Here is a 19,727-nt window from a genome sequence, read left to right as displayed (position 1 = left end):
CTGCCGTCCGGTGTCTAGCGCTACCTACCGCCACTCGGCACTTGCCGGGTCAATACCTTCCTTACGGGCCTGAGCTTCAATCAACTCCAGCAGGTAGCCAGCATTGCCGCGGTAATACCGGTCAAACCGGGAATCAGCGACGTACATGCGAGCCAGCAGAATCTGCTTTTCTCGACCGGCCTCGTAGAAGCGGGTAATAGAGGCCAAGTGACGGTCAACTAGCTCGGCCGCCTCTTCGGAACCTGGCTCCACGTGTCGCTCGGCAGCGTCGGCAAGCGCATCGGCAAAATCCTTAGCCTCTGCCTCAAGAGCAGCCCAGTCGTTATCCGTCATGTTTTTCTGAGCCTGCTGGGACTGCTCCCACTCGGTGGTGTCACCCCAGCGCTCCTCAGCCTCGGCCTCTAGATTCTGCCAGTCGCGGCCCAAGAGCTCTGCCTTCGTCTTAGCTTCCATCGTGTGTCCTTCCTCAATCAGTTTGTCCAGAGACTGCACCATGTGGTGCAGGGCAGCGATCTTCTCTGTGAGAACAGTTCGCTGTGCGAGCAAACGATCTTTCCGACTTCTCGAGGAGGAATCGCAGTGGATGAACTCCTCGATAGTCTTCAACGGCACACCAGCGGCGCGATAGACCAGAATCTCCAATGCCGTGTCGATATCCTCATCGGTGTAGAGGCGGTAGTCGGACCACGTGCGATACTGCGGGCTGAGCAGCCCGATGGCATCCCAATGTCGCAGCGTGCGCGTTGTAACGCCCAGGAGCTCGGCTGCCTCGCCGATGGTGTACTCGTTGTCGTTGTTGCTCACGGGAATCATCTTTCTGTTTGACGTCGCGTCAAGGTCAAGGCCAGATGCCGGAATCAGATGAGGAAGTTTGCTGCGGCAGCCGCAGGAATGTCGTTCCCGCGATTGCCAACCTTCGGGCTCCTACCGCAAGAGCCGGAGCCTGTTGATTGCCGCCGTCACCTCCTGGAAACGAGGCTCCGCGAGATGACCTGAATTATTGAACTCAGCTGTCGCGTCGAAGAGCGAATGACAAAAATTGTCGTACTCACGCTGGATTAGCTCGATAAGGTCAGTACGCCCATCGAGCTGCTTGACGACGGCCCCCAGAATCCGGGCAATTGCTTCTGTTTGGGAGGAGCCCATCAATTGACTGACAGCGCGCAAGTCAAGATTGTCCTTGCCCACCTGAATCATCTCGAGACCACGAGCACGCGGTGGCTTAGGCGGTTTCGCACCGCGGCCACGACCATCACGCCCGCCGCCACGTCCGCCGCGGTGACCGCCACGTCCGCGACCATCGCGGCCGTCATGCCCGCCACAGCTCTCACCGGCAGGAGAGCCTGCCTGCAGTAAACGCTCACCAATCTGCGCGAATGCTGGCGAAGGTGCAGCCGGAGTGGCAGATTCGCGAAGTTCACGGGCGCGCTCGGTGACGTCGTAAGGCGTGTACGCATCCATAGCAATCACGGTGTCCGCGACATCGATGAAAGCACCAGAACCACCAGCGACGATGACCGTGGAGATCCCGTGGTCCTCCCAGAGCTCGCGGACCCGTGCGACCAGTGGAGTAATCGGCTCGCGGTCATCGGGGATGAGTCGGCGCATACGCTCATCGCGAATCATGAAGTTGGTCGCGGAGGTGTCCTCATCGATGAGCAGCACTCGCGCACCGGAACCCAGCGCCTCCATCAGACCCGCAGCTTGGGAGGTCGACCCCGACGCGTTCGCCGTGGAAAACCGGGTCGTGTCATCACCGGAGGGAAGACCGTTGATAAACGGTGAGATATCCACACCAGTGATGGCCCGGCCGTCCTCGGCACGCAGCGCAACCGCAGTCTCGTCGGCGACCACAAACTCGCGGCCATCGCCAGCGACATGGTTATATACGCCCGTGACCAGGGAGGACAGCAGCGTGGACTTACCGTGATAACCGCCACCGACAATCAACGTCACGCCCCGCGGGATGCCCATGCCGTGCACCGTTTTCCCCGAAGGTAGCTGAAAACTGTGCTGCAACGATTCCGGCGAGGTAAACGCAGTCGCACCGGGCTTTGGCAGCTGGCTATTGCCCGCCTGACGAGGCAACACGGACCCGTCTGCCACAAACCCAATCAGGTCCGCGTCCGCCACTGCACGGCGCAATGAGTTCTGGTCATACTCCAATTCCGCGGCTGCCTCGAGCGCATCGATGGGTGCGTTCACGATGGCGTCGTCAAGCGCGTCCAACAAATCCTCACAGATCAGACGCGCTGCCTCACGGCCGAGAATGCGTCGGCCGCGGGCGGGCAGTTGGATTTCCAGGCAGATCTGGAGGGCATCATCATGCTTATCGACGTCGTGCGCATCCCCACGGAGCTCAGCGACAGCTGCTCGACGCAAAACCTGCTGACCTGGGGGATCGATAAACAGACCGCGGCCATACTTCTTAAACGCGCGCACGAGGCGACGGTTCAATAAGTCGAGCTCTGCCGTGCTGAACCTGCCCGGTTGTGCGCGGGATGCGCCGCGATAGTCCAGCACTGACAGCGGAATGTGGACGCGTGCCCGTGATGCTGGGGCGTAAGGGTCGGATTGGACCTTGTCGATAAACAGTGTCGTGTCGAGATCCGGCAGGTCGTGGGAGCCACGAAGAGATTTGTATGCACCGTAGCTCTTGCCATCGAGGTTGGAAAGACGTCGATAAAGGTCAGCGGGCATATTGCTACTTTCGTTGAGGGAATTCGGTGTTCTTCCCGCGAGTGTAGCGACTGAGCGCCGGATGAGAATTGCCGTCGGGCGACACAGCGGGGCTGCCGCATACGGTAGCGCCGTTGCTACAGGCAGGTAGCGTGAGAGCCATGACTGATAGCTCGGAAGCTGACAAACCCACGGACGCAGGGAGCACCCCAGAGTCGGTGCAAAAACACGCCCGCGCGAATGCCAAGCGTTACGTTTGGGCGAACGGACTACAGAATATCGGCGATCAAATCGTCGCGGCGAAGACGCTGTTGCCATGGCTGCTGCATTCGGCTGGCGCGCCGGGCTTCTTCATCGCCATGCTTGTGCCGGTGCGCGAGTCCGGTTCGATGCTTCCGCAGGCCGCCCTCACACCTTGGGTGAAATCTCGCCCGCGCCGCACAACCGTCTGGATCGCTGGTGCTTTGGGGCAAGCCATCGCAGCAGCGCTGATTGGTCTGGCTGCGTTGTTCCTAGAAGGCACCGCGCTCGGCGTCGCTGTCATCGTCGCGCTTGCAGGCTTTGCGACGGCCCGAGCCCTGTGCTCGATGGCCTCAAAGGATGTCCAGGGCCGCACGATTCCGAAGGGGCAGCGCGGGCAGATTAGTGGCCGAGCTGCGATGTTGGGCGGTGTCGCCGCAATTATTGTTGGTGCAGTGTTGTGGATTATCCGCGACAACGTCACCAAACCAATCGTGGCGGGGCTCATCTTTGTTGCGGCACTGTCGTGGGTAGCAGCAGTTTTGATTTTCCGTGGGATTGTTGAGCCCACCAACGACGGGGACAAGGAAGAACCGAATAAAACCTGGTGGCAGGACACCTGGCGGCTCTTTAAAGAGGATAAGAACTTCCGCGACTTTGTGATCGTCCGTAGTTTGTTGCTGGTCACAGCACTATCCACGTCGTTCATCGTAACCCTAAGTGCACAGGTGGGAGCTGATCTGGAAGCCTCTGACGGTAGCGGCGGGGGAGTAAGCGCCAATGTCGGTATCTTCATGCTCGCCGCAGGCTTCGCCTCTTTGGTTGGTGGAAAAGTCGCCGGAATCTGGTCGGATAAATCCTCGAAGAAGGTGTTGACCTACTCTTCGCTGGTCGGTTCTATTGTTCTCTTTTTGTTGGTCGCAAGTGCTCACTGGCTTTCCGCCGGTGCGAACGCTTGGATTTTCCCGCTCGGCTTCTTCGCGATGTCCGTCGTCCACGCCGGTGTTCGCGTGGCTCGTTCGACCTATGTTGTGGACATGGCAGAAGGCGACAAGCGCACCGAGTATGTCGGAGCAGCCAACACCATCATGGGCGTTGTCCTGCTCATCGTCGGTGCGCTTTCGGGTGTTATCGCCAGCTTCGGCCCTGCGGCAGCTTTAATCTTCCTGGCACTAATGGGACTGGTTGGTGTCGCTATGTCCAGCAGGCTGAAGGAAGTCTCGGCGCCGCACAAGGTGACGCCTTAGCAGGGCAGTTCTTTAACAAGGCGGAAGCGCTAGCTCACACTAACCGCTACAGCCTCATCGTTCTTGCGCCTGACAATGTCAATAACCAGCGCAGTACCGATCACCGCAGCCCGCGTTTCCTCGTTCAAGTTCGGCTCCAAATGCAGAGCGTACGTGTCCTTGCCGGTAATAGCGCCTTTGAGACCACGGTACTTCCGGTCAATCTTCGCAATCGGGCGTCCCTTGCTGGTCAGTGCGTAATTTTTACCGCGGAAGCCGCCGTCAACATCGACGTCGGAAAGCCCTTTGACGGACAAAGCTAGCCGTGATTTTAGGCTGAATCGTTTGGTCTTGGCTGTGGCGATTTTAGCGCCGTTGGGTGTGAGAACCTTGTATGTGTCGCCGAAAACGTTCGCGGGGTCGGTGATGGTGAGGAGCTTGTCGCCCTCTTTGCCATCCTCGTCCACATCGAAGATGTCGTACTTGACACCGATGCCCAACATGCGTCGACCCAGTGATCCTGCTTGGGTAATTTGGGCAATCTGGGTGCCGTTGTCATCGAAAATAGAGTATTCACTGCGCATAACGTTGCGTGTTTCTTGAACTAGCAGTGTGTCGGTCGTAAGCAGTCGAGGTTTCTGTGTGTTCACGAATTAGCTCCAAACTCGATGACAGTTATTTAGAACTCTACGACCATCTTGCCGGTATTGCCTCCGCTAAACAGTTCGAGGAATGCAGCTGGCATGTTCTCGATACCGTGGCGAGTGGTGACATCGTAGGCGACCTTACCGCTGACGACCTGCGGAGCCATTCGCTCCTGGAATTCACCTGCCAGGTGCAGGTACTTGCCCAAGACGAAGCCGCGCAGAGTAATGCACTTGCCAATCGCCAGAGCCAAGTTACGTGGTCCGGTCGGAGCTCCAGTGTTGTTGTACTGGGAGATTGCGCCACACATAGCAACGCGGCCAAAGGTGCGCATCGCGCCGATGGCTGCCTCGAGATGGTCGCCACCGACGTTGTCGAAGTAGAAGTCAATGCCCTCTGGAGCGGCCTTTGCCAGCTGTTCTGCAACCGGGCCGTCGTTGTAGTTGAAGGCGGCATCAAAGCCGAGTTCGAGTAGACGCTCAACCTTCTCGTCCGAGCCGGCGGAGCCAATGACACGGGCTGCGCCCATCTGCTTGGCGAACTGACCAGCAGCCGAGCCGACCGCACCAGCAGCGCCAGAGATAAAGACGACGTCGCCTTCCTTCATCTCTCCGACAGCAGTCAGGCCAACGTAAGCAGTAAGTCCAGTAAGACCAAGGATGCCCAGGTGGGCAGCAGCCGGTGCAACGTTGAGGTCAACCGGTGTTGCCTCGGAATCGGCAATAACAGCATTGGTCTGCCAGCCATAAGAGTGGCGGACAGCGTCGCCAACCTGGAACTTATCCGACTTGGACGCAAGGACAGTGCCCACAGCGCCGCCAGTCATTGGCTGGTCAAGCTGAAAAGGAGGAACGTACGACTTGGTGTCGTTCATCCGGCCACGCATGTAGGGATCGACGGTAGCGACCGAGTTGGCTACCAAAATGTCGCCGTCGTTAAGCTCTGGCAAATCGACGGTCTCGAGGCGGAAATTCTCGTCAGTCGGCAGGCCGGTCGGTCGGGAAGCTAGAACCCACTGCTGAGTGGTGGTGGGCAGTTCGGTTGTGGACGATGCATCAGTGGAAGTCACTGTTTTTCTCCTGTTGCGTATTCCTGGATCTATTGTCGGATTGTTGTTGCGTGGCCTCTATATCGTGATAAATATCCGAGCCACGTAGGCTGCCACTGTACCGTTGCCGGAGTGGTTCAGGCTATGCCTAGACATGTTTTTATAACTTAAAGCGATTGGAAAAACGCAGGTTACGCCGCTTGTACCCAGGAATCGAGGCGCTCAATTAGAATGTCCAAGTCGTCCAACAGAGGCATGTCGGGCAGTCGTTCGGCGATTACGTTGCGGACATTCGTGTACCACCAGAGCTGCTGGCTCGGAGTTGAACGAAAGCGTCGCCACAGGGAGTGGCCTTCGCGGTCTAAATCCTCCAGAGTTTGGCTGAGATTGTGGAATTTATCCGCGGCGGCCACGATGATTGACTCCGCGCTGCCACGAGAAAGTTGCTCCAGGTAGGCATCGGCACGCTCCTGCCAGGAGGGCAGGGAAGAATTCTTGGTGACGCCATCGACGATCGTGGCCACGCGAGGTCCGAACTCATCTTCCATCTCGGCACGTGAGTAGTTTTCCGGCACGTCTTCCAAAATGTCGTGGAAGAGGGCTGCCAACAGCACGTCTTCGTCGTTAGTCACGCTCGCCGCAATCAGCATTACCGCCATTGGATGGCTGATATAGGGAACGCCAGAGCCCTTTCGGTAGTGCCCATCGTGCGCGCGGGAAGCAGTTGCGATGCCGCGCATGAGCCTGCCACTGGGGCGTTCCGAAACAAAGGTGTCAGCGTTTTCCATGGGTATCCCGACCTTTCGTTGATGCTTGAAAAATAGCAGCGTCTAAGCTTGAACATCATGAACGTCGCAGAAGTAGATCCGCTCATCGAGTCGATGTACCGGTGGTCCGATGTCAGTGGTGTCCTGCTCATGGGCATCATCGGCGGCACCATCGCCCGGCAACGAGGCTACGACATCATCGGGTTCTTCTTTATTGCACTGTTCTCTGCACTGGGTGGCGGCATGATTCGCGATGTTCTGATTAACCAGGGCACCGTCGCCGCAATGAGTCAGCCGGAGTACCTAATCCTGGCATTCACCGGTGCACTTATCGCGCGATTTTTCTATTTCAAAGGTAAGACCTGGGAATACGTTCAGGTCCACGGTGACGCTGTGGTTTCGGGTCTTTGGGCCGCTACGGGAACGGTCAAAGGTGTCACGTATGGCTTGCCCATTCTGCCGTGCATCATGATGGGCGTTTTCACAGCCACTGGCGGTTCCATGATTCGTGACATTGTTACCGGACGGGTACCCGCTGTTTTCGGCGGCAATCAGCCCACGGTCATCCCCGCCGTGGCTTGCGCAATTATTGTCATCGGAGGCCACCATCTGGGATTTATGGCCGTGTCCATGGTCGTCGGTCCCGTCGTCAGCATTCTGCTGTCGCTGCTGGGGTACTGGGGCAATTGGCGCGTATCGGCACGCTCTGAGTGGGCACCATTGAACGACACCGCGTCGCAGATTGCGGTCCTCGCGCGTCGCGCAGAGGGCAAGAGCCGTGAGGTCGGTCGACGCTTCGAGCCCGCGCGCCTGCGCAGTTGGCGCCACCGCCAGATGGAAAAGGCGCTGCAGCGTCGCATTCAGGCTGAGGTCGATAGGGGAGTATCGCGTTCCGACGCAGAGGCCAACGCGGAGGAATTCCTGGAGGAGTTCAATGCGGACTTCCCAGCGGATCTGGAAGTTCCGTCGGCACAACAGGAGACAGAGCAAGACGAAAGCGATGAATCCAATTTCGGTGTGGACCTATCCGGCGATTCCTATGACGATTACGGGGAAGATACTGCGCTGCGGCAGCGGGAATACCGGGAGATGTTGGATCAAATTCTTGCTGACGATGAGGCGACCGATTTGCTCGTCGCAAAGCTAATGAAGAAATACGACCAGCGGGATTAGAGGAGCGGTAGAGACATGGCATCGACGAGTACTGTGAGCAGGCATTTTGGGCACATTATTAAGGAACACACCCTTGAGGTTCCCTGGGATCCTTTTGCCGGGGCTGCGGATGCTGCGACATTTGAGCTCTTCGCAAGGGAGATCTATGCGCCAGGAAATGAGGACGCGCCGGCAGTTGTCTATTTGCAGGGAGGTCCAGGCTTCCCGGCACCGCGTCCGGTGGGAACTAGCGGAGTAATTGGTGAGGCGCTGAAGGAATTCCGCGTGATTCTTTTGGATCAACGTGGCACGGGACGCTCGCATCGAATTGATGCGGCCAATATTGCGGGTATTCCGGCCGCGCGGCTTGCGCAATTGCGTCAGGAATACATTGTCGAAGATGCGGAAGCATTGCGAAAGTATTTGGGCATTGCGAGATGGTCACTGTATGGGCAGTCCTTTGGTGGTTTTTGCATTACTTCATATCTCAGCCGCTATCCGGAATCCGTGGAGCACGCTTACCTCACAGGTGGTTTGCCCGTTCTGGACCGTGGCGCTGATGACCTTTATCGCACGACATATGGGAAGCTGCGCACCCGCCACGAGCGCTTTTATCGCGAGTATCCTTGGGCCGAAAACCGCATTCGAGAAATCTGTGCGCACCTGGAGCAATCTGCAGAAACTCTCCCCACTGGTGAGCGTCTGAGTTCTCGCCGATTCCGAACCATCGGAATTGAATTAGGCCGCGGAGATGGATTCCATAATCTGGCGTATTTGTTGGAAGAGCCATTCAACATTCGCGATGGCGAAAAGCAATTGCGCATTGATTTCCTAGCCGATGTCGGATCCCGCGTGAGTTTCGCAGACGGTCCGCTATACGCCGCGATTCATGAATCAATTTATGGTGGCGTCGGGGACCAGCCCATAACTAATTGGGCAGCACATCGCATTCGTGAGGAGATTCCAGGTTTCGAAGAAAACGCTAATCCGGCAGGAGACGAGCCGTTTTACCTCACCGGCGAGCACATTTTCCCCTGGCAGTTCGACGAAGACCCCGCGCTCATGCCTTTTAAGGACAAGGCGGAAACATTGGCACAGCACACCTGGGAAAACTCGCCGTATGATTCCGCACGTTTGCTTGCCGACGCCCCGACCTCGGCAGCCGCGGTTTATCTTGACGACATTTTCGTACCGTTCGAGTATTCAATGGCGACAGCTAACTGCTATCGGGACTTGCGACCACATGTGACCAATGCATTCCAACATGACGGTATTCGCCACGATGGCTCGACCATCTTCGCGCTGCTCCGTGAGCTCCTCGAGGATCACTAGGAGATATATCCGCGGACTGAGTCTTTGCGCGGCGAGTTAGGCCGAGCCTAGACCTCAGCGCGCGCAAGCCGAGCAAAGGCGCCGTTGGCGTTCAAGAGATCGTCATACGTGCCGTGCTCTATGAGCTGGCCGTTTTCGATGACGAGGATGTCATCGGCCTGGGCGAGAGTCTGAAGCCGGTGTGCAATGAAGATGCAGGTCGCGCCACTTGTGCGGGCATTGTCGACGATACGAGCCTGCGTCAGTGGATCTTGGTGGCTGGTGGCTTCGTCGAAAATGACGATCTTTCCGGCGAGGTGTGCAGCGGGGTCGTCCGGCACGGAGCCGTCGGCAAGTACCGCGCGTAAGTAGGTGCGAGCCAGCGCCAGACGTTGACGCTGACCACCGCTAAGCCGCTGCGCGCGGCGGCCAATGGGCCTGTCCAGCGGCATCTCAGCAGGGTTGATGGCGGCGAGTTCGAGTGCCCAGTGCATCAGTGATTCGGGAACCTCGCAGCCATCAGGTGCGCCGAGACACAAATTCTCAGCGACAGTTGCCTCCATGAGAAAAGGATTCTGATCTGCGACAACAACAGCTCGGCAGACATTGGTTGAGCCGAGGTCACGGGCATTGTGGCCATTGATGATGACCTCGCCGACATCCGGATCGACATGCCGCTGGATTAGCCGGGAGAGTGTGGACTTGCCCGAACCGGTTGGTCCGACCACACCGATGAACTGCCCAGAATTAATCCGTAGATTGATGTTGCTCAGCGCTGGGCTGTCGGCGCCAGGGTAGCGATAACTGAGATCACGCAATTCGAGGGCGGGGGCTGAGCCGGTGGATTCGGACAGAGAAGCCTGTACGCCTGGTGTCTTCTGGGCCTTCAGTTGTTCCGGCAACTCCATCTGCTCCGGCTGCTCTGGCTCTTCCACGGTCGGTGGCTGCGCAGCAAGCTTTCTAATCCTCGTGACTGCGCTGAGTCCCGCTGGCAGAGAAGATGCCAGGCGCTCGATTGAATCCATCGATGAGGCAGTTCCCGCAACCAAGGAGGTTGTCACTAAAACGGCAGGGAGCAGACGGTAATCGGCTGAAAGAGCCGGGATACCAGCACAAAAGACGGCAATGCTACCGCCCCAAATCCGAAGGCCGGTCGCACCCGAGCGCAGGCCAGCCCGCCTGCCACCTGCACGCATCTTCTGAGCAAGCTGCTCGTCGAGCTCACGCAGTCCCCGCAGCCGCTGCTCGACTGCACCGTAGATGAGGATTTCCTCCCGAAGTCGCAACGTATCGGCGATATACTGCGCAATATCCGTGCGAGTGGAGTTCGTTGCGGAAGCCTCCGTCGTCGCCTTTTTAGAGCCTGCGAGCGCAATTGCCAAGCCAACCGCAAAGGTCAGCGTCAGAACAATTGCAGGCAACGCTCCGGCCGTCAATGCTGCTGTCACGACCGCCAGCAGAGGGATTAGTACGGCCGTCACCGCAGGCGCAATCGTGTGCGCGAAGAAGACTTCCACGCGGTCAACGTCGCGAATGGCAATTGTGTGAATCCTGGCGGTACCCAGCCCATCGGTTACCGCGGGTGCCTGCGGGATAAGGCGCTCGACAATCCACAACCGCAGTTCGCCTAGCAGCCGAAACGCCGCCAAGTGCCCGAGGTACTGCTCGACGTACCGCAGTATCGCTTTCAACAGAGCCAGACCCGCAACCACGCCAATGATCGCCCACGCCCACCTCATGCCCATGCTTTGCGACGAGTCGGTTGCGTCCCACTTCGACAGCGCAATTGTGGCAATTGCCCAGGACGGCACAGCCAGCATCAATGCACCCAAGATGTGCCCAGCCACTCGTGCGAGGATAGATGCGCTGAGCGCTCCGCGAGCCTGTGCGGAAAAGCGCAGCAACCAGATGATGTTGTTCATGTCAGCTCTCCTCGGTCAGCGCCCGTGCGTAGTACTCATTGCTTGTACTCAGTTCGTCGGGTTTGCCCGCAGCCACGATTCGGCCATCAGTGACGACAATGACCAGGTCAACGTCCGATAGTGCTTCCAATCGGTGAGCGACCATGATGCTAGTTCGGCTTTCAGCAAGGCGGGTTAAGGACTCCTTAATGAGACCTTCCGTCCGACGATCGATGTCCGCTGTCGGCTCGTCGAGAAGCACAATCGGAGCAGCGCCGAGCAGACCACGCGCAATAGTCAGACGGCGTCGTTGCCCACCTGAGAGCCAATTTCCTTGATCCCCAACCTCCGAATTGAGACCACCAGGGCGTTGCTCGATTTCGGTGAGTAAGTGCACGTCACGAAGTGCTTTTCGCATATCGACGGCCGTTGCGTCCGGGAATGCGATGCGAAGATTATCCGCTACGGTGGTGCCGAAAATGGCTGGTTGCTGGGAGATGAGCAGCGAGTTGGCGAGCAACTCCGGGGTTGTAAGCGAGCGGCCGTCGAGGCAGATTTCCCCGGAATACGGCTGCAGACCTGCGAGTACACGCAGGAGTGTGCTCTTTCCGGAACCGCTGGGGCCAATGATGCCGACTCTGCTGCCGGCTGGAATTGTCAGGTTGATATCGGAGAGAATGCGCTTTTCGCCGATGTCGACGCTCACATCACGGAGGGAAATTTCCGGTGCGTGCGGTGCGGAGGCCTTTGCGGAATATGCTGTTGCGGCGGTGGAGACAGCGGCTGGAGCAGATGGAAGTTCTGCGGGTGCGCCGAATACCTCCACAATTCCATTTCGATGCGTGCGACCACCGAGTCCGATATAGAAAGTGCGGCCGACGCGATTAACGGGCTCATAGAGCAGTACGGATAGAAAAACACCTGCGAGAGCCGTGCCCACGCTGATTGTGTCTGCCTGCAAACGCAGCAGGACTAGCCCGATTGCTGTAGTCGACATTGCAATTCCAAAAACCGCATCGTTGACAATAATCATCAGCTGATTGCGGGCGAGTAGGGCAGTGAGCTCAGCCATCGCAGTGCGAGTTTGGCTGGCGAAACGTGCCATGACCCGGTCAATTGCTCCAAGAACTTTGAATGTTCCCAGCCCTTCGAGCATTTCCAAGTACGCATGGGTGGCCTTTGCTTGCTTTCGGCGATACGTCGCATTGGATTTCCGCAGAATCTTTCCAGCACCAATAATGATCAACGGCGTGGAAATGAAAAATAGTGCCAGCCACAAGGCGGTTTTCGTATCCACCCACAAAGCCCAGACCGCCAAAATGATCAGTGGAGCACTAAACGAGGCCAACGTGGGGGCGAGAAATGTCGCTCGGTAATTCGCGGTCTGTTCGACGCTTGCGGTCGCTGCATCGAAGAGTAGACCCTCGCCAGTGTTGGCGGCGCTTCGAGGTGCGTGACCAACTTTCCCGCCTCCGTGCCCTCTTCCATGCGCGTGCTTCGGAGCCTGTTCAGGAGCGGAAAACTCCGGCTTCAGCACACTGCCAACAACATGCGAGCGCCACAGCTTTTCCTGCTTACCAGCAAGCCGTGGTGGTAGTGCCTCGGTGACATAAGCACAGAGGCTTCCCAGAATGACTGCCACAATTGCAGCGGCCAGGGATTCATGAAGTCCCCATTCCCCAAACCAGTTTCCACCACTGGTGTCTGTGATACCGCCGTGCAAACTGCTTAGAGCATCGAGTGCGTGTCCAAGAGACACAGCACTGAGAGCGAAGAAAAAGCTACGCCCCCAGCTGGATAACAAAACCCAGTGCATTCCGCGGGGTGGGGAAGTCAGTGCTTCATGAATCCACATAGCGACGTGAAAACCTATTTTCTATTTAGCCAGCGCGTCAGCGATCTCACGCAGTCCATCGGGCATATGCATTCCGGCGGTGCCAGAGGTCGTCTTCGCATCGATCAGTTGCACTCGATCATTCTTGACCGCAGCGACGTCGGCAAGCGCCGGATTATCCAGCAACTCCTGGAATGGAGCCTTGCCCTGGCCGTGGAAATCCTGAATCAAAATGACATCCGGATTGAGCTGCACAATTGTCTCCGGATCCGCGGGGACGGCACCCGGACGCTTGCCCTTTGGCGAAATCGGCTCGCCACCGGCCAGCTCAACGAGATTCGTCGTCGCCGACTGCATTCCCATAATCATCTTCTGGCCACCGCGGGCAAACAGAACCAGCGTCTTTGGCTTAGCTGTGGAATCAATTCCCGAGAGAATCTCTTCGGTTTCCGATTCAATCTTGGCAACCATTTCGGCTGCCTTGTCTTCGGCTCCGAGCAACTTGCCGAGCGTGGTCACCGACTCTGCCAGTGCCTCTGGCGAGGCAAAATCACTGCTGGAAAACGCCGCGGTCGGAACATCGCTGGCACCCAGCAGCTTACTTGCCGACTGTTCCTGATCATGACGGCTGGTCATCAACACCATGTCCGGTTCATAGGACAGAATCTGCTCCGGATCCGGCTTTGTGGAATTGGCAATCGCATTGGGCACCTGACGCGCCAGCTCAACCTGATTACCCGAGCTCTCATCGAGCGCGTTCTTCGTCACCGCGACGACACGATCTGGCCCAACCAGTTCCAGCGCCAGATCCGCAACCTCGGTCGACAGTGCAACGATGCGCTTCGGCTGGCTCTGCACCGTAACGTCGTGGTCGCCAACGGTCACAGTACGCGGCCACTGTGCCTGCTGGTTCGCCGTAGTTTCGCTTGGCGACGGTTGCTGCGCCGTCTCCTCCGAAGTAGAACAAGCGACCACCGCAGCGAGTGGGAGCGCTGCAATCAACGGCAGAGTGAAGGCCTTTTTAGAGTTTCGCTTCATGGCAGAGATAGGAGAAGTTGGTGAAAACACGTAAGTACTTCCTTGAGTGTTGAGTTTTGATTGTTGGGAAAGTTTTCAGTTGCGTTGGTGCTAGCTGGAATCAGACAGTCTGAATCAGTCAGCCGGGCGAGCCCGAGCCAACGCCGTCACTCGCACCGAACCGGTATGTGGATCGGTATCGACAGCACTAGAGATGCGATAAATCGCATCTATCCGGGGAGGCGTCAGCACTTCTTTGGCGGAACCAGTGACTTCTAATCCGCCGTTGTGAATCACACTGAGCCGGTGGCAGCTGCGGGCCGCGAGGTTGAGGTCATGAAGGACGACTCCGATACCGTGGCCCTCGTCGGCAAGCTCGCCGAGCAGCTCGAGGATTTCCAGCTGAAACCCGAGGTCCAAGGCCGCAGTGGGTTCGTCGAAAAGCATGACCTTGGCCTGTTGTGCCAAGAGCTTTGCGATGAACACCAATTGCCGCTGCCCGCCGGACAGAGCCGTGATAGGGCGGTCGGCGAGTGCGGTGACACCAACGCGGTCGAGGGCGTAGGCGACGATGTCGTGGTCCGTGGAGTTGAGTGAACTGCGGAAACGGTCACGCCGACGGTGGTGCGCGTACCTGCCAAGTGCGACGACAGTCCTAACATCAATGGCGGCATCTGCCGGTGTGTGCTGCGGCAGGTACGCCAACCGGGTGGCGCGTTCGTGGGCTCGAAGCTTCGTCAGCGGCACACCGAGGAGCTCAACCTGCCCCGAGCTCGGTGCCACAATGCCAGCCATAGCACGGAGCAAGGAGGATTTTCCGGTGCCGTTGGAGCCGATGATGCCGTGGACTTCGCCAGGTCGAATGGCGAGGTTCACGCCACTTACGACGGTCCGATGGCGGTAACCGACACTGAGGTCGGTAGCCCGCAGCAGCGCGTTGGTGTCGGCGTTTGGCTTAGCGGTGGGGCCGCTAGGAGTTTGTGTCTGCTTACTCATGACTGGCGGCCACCTTGCCGAAGAATTAACGCGAGTAGCGCAGGTGCACCAAGAAACGCGGTGACTGTGCCAGTTTGTAGCGCAACTGGGGAAAAGAGGCTGCGGGCGACGAGGTCGGCGAGAATGAGAAAAACTGCGCCGACGCACATAGAAATGGGCAGCAGACTGCGGTGGTCAGGGCCGATGACAAGGCGAATCAGGTGCGGGACGACTAACCCGACAAAGGAAATGACGCCAGTGACAGCGACGCCCGCTGCCGTGACTAAAGCAGCCAGGGCGAGCAGGAGTTGCCGGATCCAAACTGTGCGCATACCAGTGGCAGCGGCCTGTTCCTCGCCGAGGAGAAGCAGGTTGAGTTCGGGAATGAGCATCATCAAGATAACCGTGCCGACGATAATGGGGCCGACTGCCAGCGCGATGTCCTGCCAATTCGCAGCAGTCAAATCGCCGTTGAGCCAGAACATGGCCTGTTGAGCGTCATCGCTGTGAGGCGCGTTTGCAATGGTGGCGGCAATGACTGCGCCGAGGAACGCGTTGAGTGCAATGCCGACGAGCAACAAGGTGGCTCCGCTGCCACCATTGAGACCGGCGACGATCTGGACAAAGATGACAGCCAGCAACGCGCCTATGAATGCCCCTGCCGAGAGAACCCACGGCGCTTTCGAGGCCACACCGGTGACGATGAGAATGACGGCCACTACTGCTGCACCGGACGAGACGCCGGTAACACCAGGTTCGGCCAGTGGGTTGCGAAAGACTGCCTGCATAGTCGCACCTGCGACAGCGAGCGAGGCGCCGACCAGGCCCGCAAGGAGGACGCGGGGCAGCCGGATGCTCCAGACAAGTGATTGCGTGGCGGGGGATATCTCAGGCAAAAGGTGGTTGAGACCTGGGAAGCCGTCGGCAAGCGAATCGATGAGCGGCTTGAGTAGTGCGACGATACCGTTGCTGAAACCTGTTCCCGCTGGGCCGATGGAGATTGCCAGGAGGATTGTGGCGGGGACGGCCAGGAAGAACAAGAAGCCGAAGAGCCGGGCTCGAAGTTTTTGTTTTCGAGTACGCGGAAGAGAAGCTCTATCGACAATAGTTTGCACTTGGTTAATGATGGACAATTTGAAAATAATTGTCAATAAAGGCGTGTCAGTGGGGCTACGGAATCTCCTAAGAACACAAAACCCCGCACCAGCTCCCTGTGTGAACAGGGTGCTAGCGCGGGGTGAAAAAGCTCTGTAGCTTACTTCTTGTCGCCCAGGCGCTCGTCTGCCATGTCGCGAACCTTCTTGATCTGATCAGCCTTGTCCTCGCCGAGCTTCTCCTTGCCCAGCTGCTCAGCCTTGTCCAGGACCTTGTCGGTGTTCTCTTCGTTGCTCAGTGCTTCCTTGGCCTTATCCATAAGTCCCATGGTGAAGTCTCCTTCCATTCGTAATGTCTACTCGCGTTTTTTCGTTTGTGACATAGAGTGTACCGATGAATTGGTGACCTTGCGACCGTATTGGCCCCACGGAGTGAAGTTGATATTCGACTAGCAACACCGTGACCGACAGTTATTGAGCTGTTTTGGTGCGGGCTTCATCTGCCTTGTGCATGACTTCGCGCTCGTACTTGCCGACGAAGATCATGAGGACAAACGCAATAGCGACAACTCCAATGAGGGTCGCGAATGTGACATTCCAGCCTGCGAAGTCGATCAAGAGGCCGACACCAGTCGAGGCGAGTGTTGCGCCGAGAAGGTAGCCAAACAATCCAGTGAAACCAGCTGCGGTTCCCGCAACATACTTAGGCGAGAGGTCGATAGCTTGCAGTCCGATGAGCATGATTGGGCCGTAAATGAGTGCGCCGATCAGGGAGATGAGCACATAGAACATCCACAATGGTGCCGTAGCGGGTAGCTGCCAGTATGCGAAAATGGTGATGCCGGTGCCAACCAGGAAGAGCATGCCGGCGCCTGAGCGCCAGCCCTTGAAGACCTTGTCGGAGACCCATCCGCATAGTAGGGTGCCCACAATTGCTGCACCCTCGTAGAGCATGAATCCGATGATTCCGCCCGTGACATTGGTCTTGTGCAGTTCGTTTGTCAGGTAAATCGGAATCCAGTTAAGAACGCCGTAGCGGAGTGCGTAGACGAACACGTTGGCTAGCGCCAGCATGACGATAACCGGATTGGTAAGAACATGGTTCTTGACGATTGTGAACCAAGGTTCTTGTGCCTCGTCATTAGTTCCTTCGACCTTGTCTGGGTCGTTTCGGTATTCCTCGACCGGAGGCAGGCCCATGGATTGCGGGTTGTCTCGAATCAGCAGGAATGCGATGGCGGCAATCACGAGCGCGACAATCGCCGGTAGCCAGAATGCGGGAGTCCAGTCGGCGTCGGAAGTGGCGAACGAATGCAAGCCCCAGGCTGCCAGAGCGCCGCCGACGGCGGCGCCGACATTGTGGGCAGTGTTCCAGATCGACATCAAAGTGCCACGCTCGGATGTCGAGAACCAGTGGACGACAACGCGTCCAGAAGGAGGCCAGCCCATGCCTTGGAACCAGCCATTGATGAACATGACTGTCGCGAAAATCGCAACAGAGGCACTAATCGCTGGGACGAACGCAACAAAGAGGTTTACGACCGCGGACAGTGCTAGGCCAAGCGGGAGGAAGTACCTGGCATTGGCTCTGTCGGAGAGCATGGCCATGAAGAATTTGGATAGGCCGTAGGAGAACAGAACCGCATTGGCTACGATGCCAATCCCGGCTGCGCCAAGTAGGTCGTGCTTTTCCAGCACGGCAGACACCAGGGGGATGTTATTTCTGATGAGGTAGAAGCCCGCGTAGCCGATGAAGATGCCCATGAAGACGTTGAATCGCCAGGTCCGGTAAGTCGGGGCAATCTTTTCCTCGGGAAGGGGAGCTGCTGGGCCGGGTGCGCTGAGCCAGCCGAGCCTCTGACTGCTCATAATGAGAGTCCTTTCGCTGAAGGCCGCCGCTGTCTCTGGTGCAACCTGTGCGGGTGGCTAGGGACAGCAGGCGGAGAGCTTTATCGTTTCAGCGGCGAGTTTACAGTGGCTTTATCTCCTATTAACGGGCTGTTAACTTCCTGGTCTTGGAGACCTTTGAAGGGGGTTGGTGTAAAAGCGATTAACGCTTGTCATCGGTTAGAGAATGTCGTTAATGGCCTCGGTGGGGCGCGCCATCCTTACCCCCTTATTGGTGACGACAAATGGGCGCTCAATCAGGCGTGGATGCGCAACCATTGCGTCCAGAAGTTCCTCGTCGCTGGAGTCCTTGGAGAGTCCCAGTTCCTTAAACTCCACTTCCTTTGTGCGCACGGCATCGATGACGTTCAGGTTGGCCGCCTCGATTAGCGAGCGCAGCTCGGCCTTAGTTGGGGGAGTGTCCAGGTATTTGATGATTTCCGGTTCGATGCCGGCCTCGCGCAGCGTGGCGAGGGCCTGACGGGACTTCGAGCAGCGGGGGTTGTGATAAATCTTCGCTTCCATGTCTCCATCATGGCTGATGTTGTGGCGGGAAGGTTGGTGCTGTGGCGCAACGGCCAGCGGCTAGATTTTGTTCACTCTTTATCTTCAAAAAATGTAATACCAAAAACATCTAAGTTCAAAAGGTTGAAAATAGATGTCGTTAGGTTTACTCTCACACCTGATAGATGAACGGTGAAGTGCGCCCCAACCGTCCTTAAAGTGACCAGCTTTATTGAAGCGGGCGGTCAGCGAAGCCGTCGTAAAGCAGTAACAAACATTCAAGAGTGGACACCAGTATGACAATTTCCGGAAAGCTTTCGCGATCAGCCAAGTCCATGTGTGCTGGCCTTTCAATCTTGCTAGCGGGCGCTGGCCTTGCAGCTTGTGGCGATAGCAGTGAGGGGGCCAGCGGCGAGAACCCAATCAACGTCGTGGCTTCGACGACGCAGATTTGTGATTACGTTAAGCAGCTCGACATCGATGAGGTGGATTTGACCTGCCTGTTGGCGCCGAATGCAACAGCGCACGAGCTGGAAATGACCCATGAGCAGCTGACCAAGACCGGTAATGCGGATCTTTTGTTCGTCAACGGCGTCGACCTGGAACACTTTCTGGACCAGGCGATTGAGTCGTCAGGCTTTTCCGGAACGATGGCAGTGACCAGTGGCGTCCTCACGGCAGCTGACGTCGACGCTATGAAGGCGGACAAGGACCTGGATAAGACGAAGCCACTGCCACCGGAGGAAGCGAAGAACGGCAACTACACCATTGACCGTGGCGTGGAAAAGGTCGATGTCGCCCCGTGGCCATTCCCGCCGGAAGAACCCGGTGAGCAGGCAGAATTCCGCTTCGATCCGCACGTGTGGACCTCACCGAAGAACGCTAAGATACAGGTTGCCAACATTGGCTACGCCCTGGAACAGGTTGCTGAGGAACGTGGTGACAATGAGCTGAAGTCCACTATCGCCGACCATGTTGCGGCCTACCAGGACAAGCTGGATCAGCTGGATGGCTGGGCAAGTAAGTCCATCGCCAGTGTGAAGGATCCTGTTCTGTTTACCAGCCACGATGCGTTTGGATACTTCTCCCACGAGTTCAATATCAACTTCATCGGCGCAGCGCTGTCTGATTTCAATGAGCAGCAGGATGCCACGGCCGCGCACATCGCAAAGGCCGCGAAGACCGTGAAGGATTCGGGTGCAACCGCGCTGTTTGCGGAAAACTCGAATAACTCTAAGTCAATTGAGGCAATTGCCAAGGCCGCGGGTGTCAAGGCCGTCGTCGGCGAGGACGCACTCTATGGCGACTCCCTTGGTCCGGCCGGAAGTGCTGGCGAGACCTACATCGGTTCAATCATCCACAATGTCACTCAGGTAGTGACTGCGTGGGACGGAACCGTCGCGCCGCTGCCGAAGGACATCAAGTGACCCCTAGCGACCCAGTCGAT

The 19,727-nt window shown here is 57.5% G+C and carries 17 protein-coding genes; 4 read left to right on the top strand and 13 right to left on the bottom strand.

Translation table 11 applies throughout. The features are described from left to right. Window positions 1–24 precede the first annotated feature (24 nt). Window positions 25–813, bottom strand: coding sequence for a MerR family transcriptional regulator (locus HMPREF2787_RS09405; RefSeq protein WP_038628167.1), 789 nt, complete (start codon window positions 811–813; stop codon window positions 25–27). 111 nt (window positions 814–924) lie between these two features. Next, entirely contained in the window at window positions 925–2,700 is a 1,776-nt protein-coding gene (locus tag HMPREF2787_RS09400) for an ABC-ATPase domain-containing protein (RefSeq protein ID WP_070859099.1), read from the bottom strand. Window positions 2,701–2,840: 140 nt separating this feature from the next. Between HMPREF2787_RS09400 and HMPREF2787_RS09395 the strand changes: the two genes are divergently transcribed. Further along, window positions 2,841–4,166: an MFS transporter gene (locus tag HMPREF2787_RS09395; protein ID WP_246824289.1), complete on the top strand. Its 1,326-nt coding sequence runs from the start codon at window positions 2,841–2,843 to the stop codon at window positions 4,164–4,166. 29 nt (window positions 4,167–4,195) lie between these two features. Here the strand turns inward: HMPREF2787_RS09395 and HMPREF2787_RS09390 are convergent, their stop codons facing one another. The 3 genes from HMPREF2787_RS09390 to HMPREF2787_RS09380 form a co-directional block, all read right to left on the bottom strand. Next, the gene (locus tag HMPREF2787_RS09390) at window positions 4,196–4,729 is read right to left on the bottom strand and encodes an LURP-one-related family protein (protein ID WP_246824288.1); all 534 of its coding nucleotides are present in this window, start codon (window positions 4,727–4,729) and stop codon (window positions 4,196–4,198) included. Between the two features lie 95 nt (window positions 4,730–4,824). Then, window positions 4,825–5,859, bottom strand: coding sequence for an NADP-dependent oxidoreductase (locus HMPREF2787_RS09385; RefSeq protein WP_162837321.1), 1,035 nt, complete (start codon window positions 5,857–5,859; stop codon window positions 4,825–4,827). Between the two features lie 170 nt (window positions 5,860–6,029). Next, window positions 6,030–6,626: an HD domain-containing protein gene (locus HMPREF2787_RS09380; protein WP_049180858.1), complete on the bottom strand. Its 597-nt coding sequence runs from the start codon at window positions 6,624–6,626 to the stop codon at window positions 6,030–6,032. 57 nt (window positions 6,627–6,683) lie between these two features. On the opposite strand from HMPREF2787_RS09380, the gene HMPREF2787_RS09375 reads away from it, so the two are divergent. Together HMPREF2787_RS09375 and HMPREF2787_RS09370 are read left to right on the top strand one after the other, a co-directional pair. After that, entirely contained in the window at window positions 6,684–7,778 is a 1,095-nt protein-coding gene (locus tag HMPREF2787_RS09375) for a trimeric intracellular cation channel family protein (RefSeq protein ID WP_038628175.1), read from the top strand. A 15-nt stretch (window positions 7,779–7,793) separates the two neighbouring features. Further along, on the top strand, window positions 7,794–9,089 hold the full coding sequence (locus HMPREF2787_RS09370; RefSeq protein WP_070859097.1) for an alpha/beta fold hydrolase: 1,296 nt from the start codon (window positions 7,794–7,796) through the stop codon (window positions 9,087–9,089). 47 nt (window positions 9,090–9,136) lie between these two features. Here HMPREF2787_RS09370 and HMPREF2787_RS09365 read toward each other — a convergent pair whose 3' ends face one another. The 8 genes from HMPREF2787_RS09365 to arsC all read right to left on the bottom strand — a co-directional run bounded on the left by HMPREF2787_RS09365 (window position 9,137) and on the right by arsC (window position 18,301). Then, window positions 9,137–10,990 (bottom strand): ABC transporter ATP-binding protein, encoded by a 1,854-nt coding sequence (locus HMPREF2787_RS09365; RefSeq protein WP_070859096.1) that lies wholly within the window; start codon window positions 10,988–10,990, stop codon window positions 9,137–9,139. Between the two features lies 1 nt (window position 10,991). Continuing rightward, window positions 10,992–12,728: an ATP-binding cassette domain-containing protein gene (locus HMPREF2787_RS09360; RefSeq protein ID WP_246824286.1), complete on the bottom strand. Its 1,737-nt coding sequence runs from the start codon at window positions 12,726–12,728 to the stop codon at window positions 10,992–10,994. A gap of 117 nt (window positions 12,729–12,845) precedes the next feature. Further along, entirely contained in the window at window positions 12,846–13,871 is a 1,026-nt protein-coding gene (locus HMPREF2787_RS09355) for an ABC transporter substrate-binding protein (protein ID WP_070859094.1), read from the bottom strand. A gap of 84 nt (window positions 13,872–13,955) precedes the next feature. Continuing rightward, window positions 13,956–14,816: an ABC transporter ATP-binding protein gene (locus HMPREF2787_RS09350; RefSeq protein WP_070859093.1), complete on the bottom strand. Its 861-nt coding sequence runs from the start codon at window positions 14,814–14,816 to the stop codon at window positions 13,956–13,958. Further along, window positions 14,813–15,910 (bottom strand): FecCD family ABC transporter permease, encoded by a 1,098-nt coding sequence (locus tag HMPREF2787_RS09345; RefSeq protein ID WP_246824283.1) that lies wholly within the window; start codon window positions 15,908–15,910, stop codon window positions 14,813–14,815. Before HMPREF2787_RS09345 ends, HMPREF2787_RS09350 begins: the two co-directional genes overlap by 4 nt. A gap of 140 nt (window positions 15,911–16,050) precedes the next feature. Then, window positions 16,051–16,218: an antitoxin gene (locus tag HMPREF2787_RS09340; protein ID WP_082149825.1), complete on the bottom strand. Its 168-nt coding sequence runs from the start codon at window positions 16,216–16,218 to the stop codon at window positions 16,051–16,053. Window positions 16,219–16,360: 142 nt separating this feature from the next. After that, the gene (locus HMPREF2787_RS09335; protein WP_070601649.1) at window positions 16,361–17,758 is read right to left on the bottom strand and encodes an MFS transporter; all 1,398 of its coding nucleotides are present in this window, start codon (window positions 17,756–17,758) and stop codon (window positions 16,361–16,363) included. A gap of 198 nt (window positions 17,759–17,956) precedes the next feature. Then, a complete protein-coding gene (gene arsC / locus HMPREF2787_RS09330) occupies window positions 17,957–18,301 on the bottom strand; it encodes an arsenate reductase (glutaredoxin) (protein WP_070859090.1) in 345 nt (114 codons plus the stop codon). Between the two features lie 275 nt (window positions 18,302–18,576). Here arsC and HMPREF2787_RS09325 point away from each other — a divergent pair, with 275 nt between their 5' ends. After that, a complete protein-coding gene (locus tag HMPREF2787_RS09325) occupies window positions 18,577–19,707 on the top strand; it encodes a metal ABC transporter substrate-binding protein (RefSeq protein ID WP_070859089.1) in 1,131 nt (376 codons plus the stop codon). Window positions 19,708–19,727 lie beyond the last annotated feature (20 nt).

It is taken from the genome of Corynebacterium sp. HMSC061H03 (genome assembly GCF_001838215.1).
GTDB classification, from domain to species: Bacteria; Actinomycetota; Actinomycetes; order Mycobacteriales; family Mycobacteriaceae; genus Corynebacterium; species Corynebacterium jeikeium_D.
This window is presented reverse-complemented; position numbering and strand designations above follow the sequence as displayed.

Coding starts and splice junctions, on each gene's coding strand:
- HMPREF2787_RS09405 (WP_038628167.1), bottom strand. CDS start 813: ATGATTCCCGTGAGCAACAACGACAACGAGTACACCATCGGCGAGGCA.
- HMPREF2787_RS09400 (WP_070859099.1), bottom strand. CDS start 2,700: ATGCCCGCTGACCTTTATCGACGTCTTTCCAACCTCGATGGCAAGAGC.
- HMPREF2787_RS09395 (WP_246824289.1), top strand. CDS start 2,841: ATGACTGATAGCTCGGAAGCTGACAAACCCACGGACGCAGGGAGCACC.
- HMPREF2787_RS09390 (WP_246824288.1), bottom strand. CDS start 4,729: ATGCGCAGTGAATACTCTATTTTCGATGACAACGGCACCCAGATTGCC.
- HMPREF2787_RS09380 (WP_049180858.1), bottom strand. CDS start 6,626: ATGGAAAACGCTGACACCTTTGTTTCGGAACGCCCCAGTGGCAGGCTC.
- HMPREF2787_RS09375 (WP_038628175.1), top strand. CDS start 6,684: ATGAACGTCGCAGAAGTAGATCCGCTCATCGAGTCGATGTACCGGTGG.
- HMPREF2787_RS09370 (WP_070859097.1), top strand. CDS start 7,794: ATGGCATCGACGAGTACTGTGAGCAGGCATTTTGGGCACATTATTAAG.
- HMPREF2787_RS09365 (WP_070859096.1), bottom strand. CDS start 10,990: ATGAACAACATCATCTGGTTGCTGCGCTTTTCCGCACAGGCTCGCGGA.
- HMPREF2787_RS09350 (WP_070859093.1), bottom strand. CDS start 14,816: ATGAGTAAGCAGACACAAACTCCTAGCGGCCCCACCGCTAAGCCAAAC.
- HMPREF2787_RS09340 (WP_082149825.1), bottom strand. CDS start 16,218: ATGGGACTTATGGATAAGGCCAAGGAAGCACTGAGCAACGAAGAGAAC.
- HMPREF2787_RS09335 (WP_070601649.1), bottom strand. CDS start 17,758: ATGAGCAGTCAGAGGCTCGGCTGGCTCAGCGCACCCGGCCCAGCAGCT.
- arsC (WP_070859090.1), bottom strand. CDS start 18,301: ATGGAAGCGAAGATTTATCACAACCCCCGCTGCTCGAAGTCCCGTCAG.
- HMPREF2787_RS09325 (WP_070859089.1), top strand. CDS start 18,577: ATGACAATTTCCGGAAAGCTTTCGCGATCAGCCAAGTCCATGTGTGCT.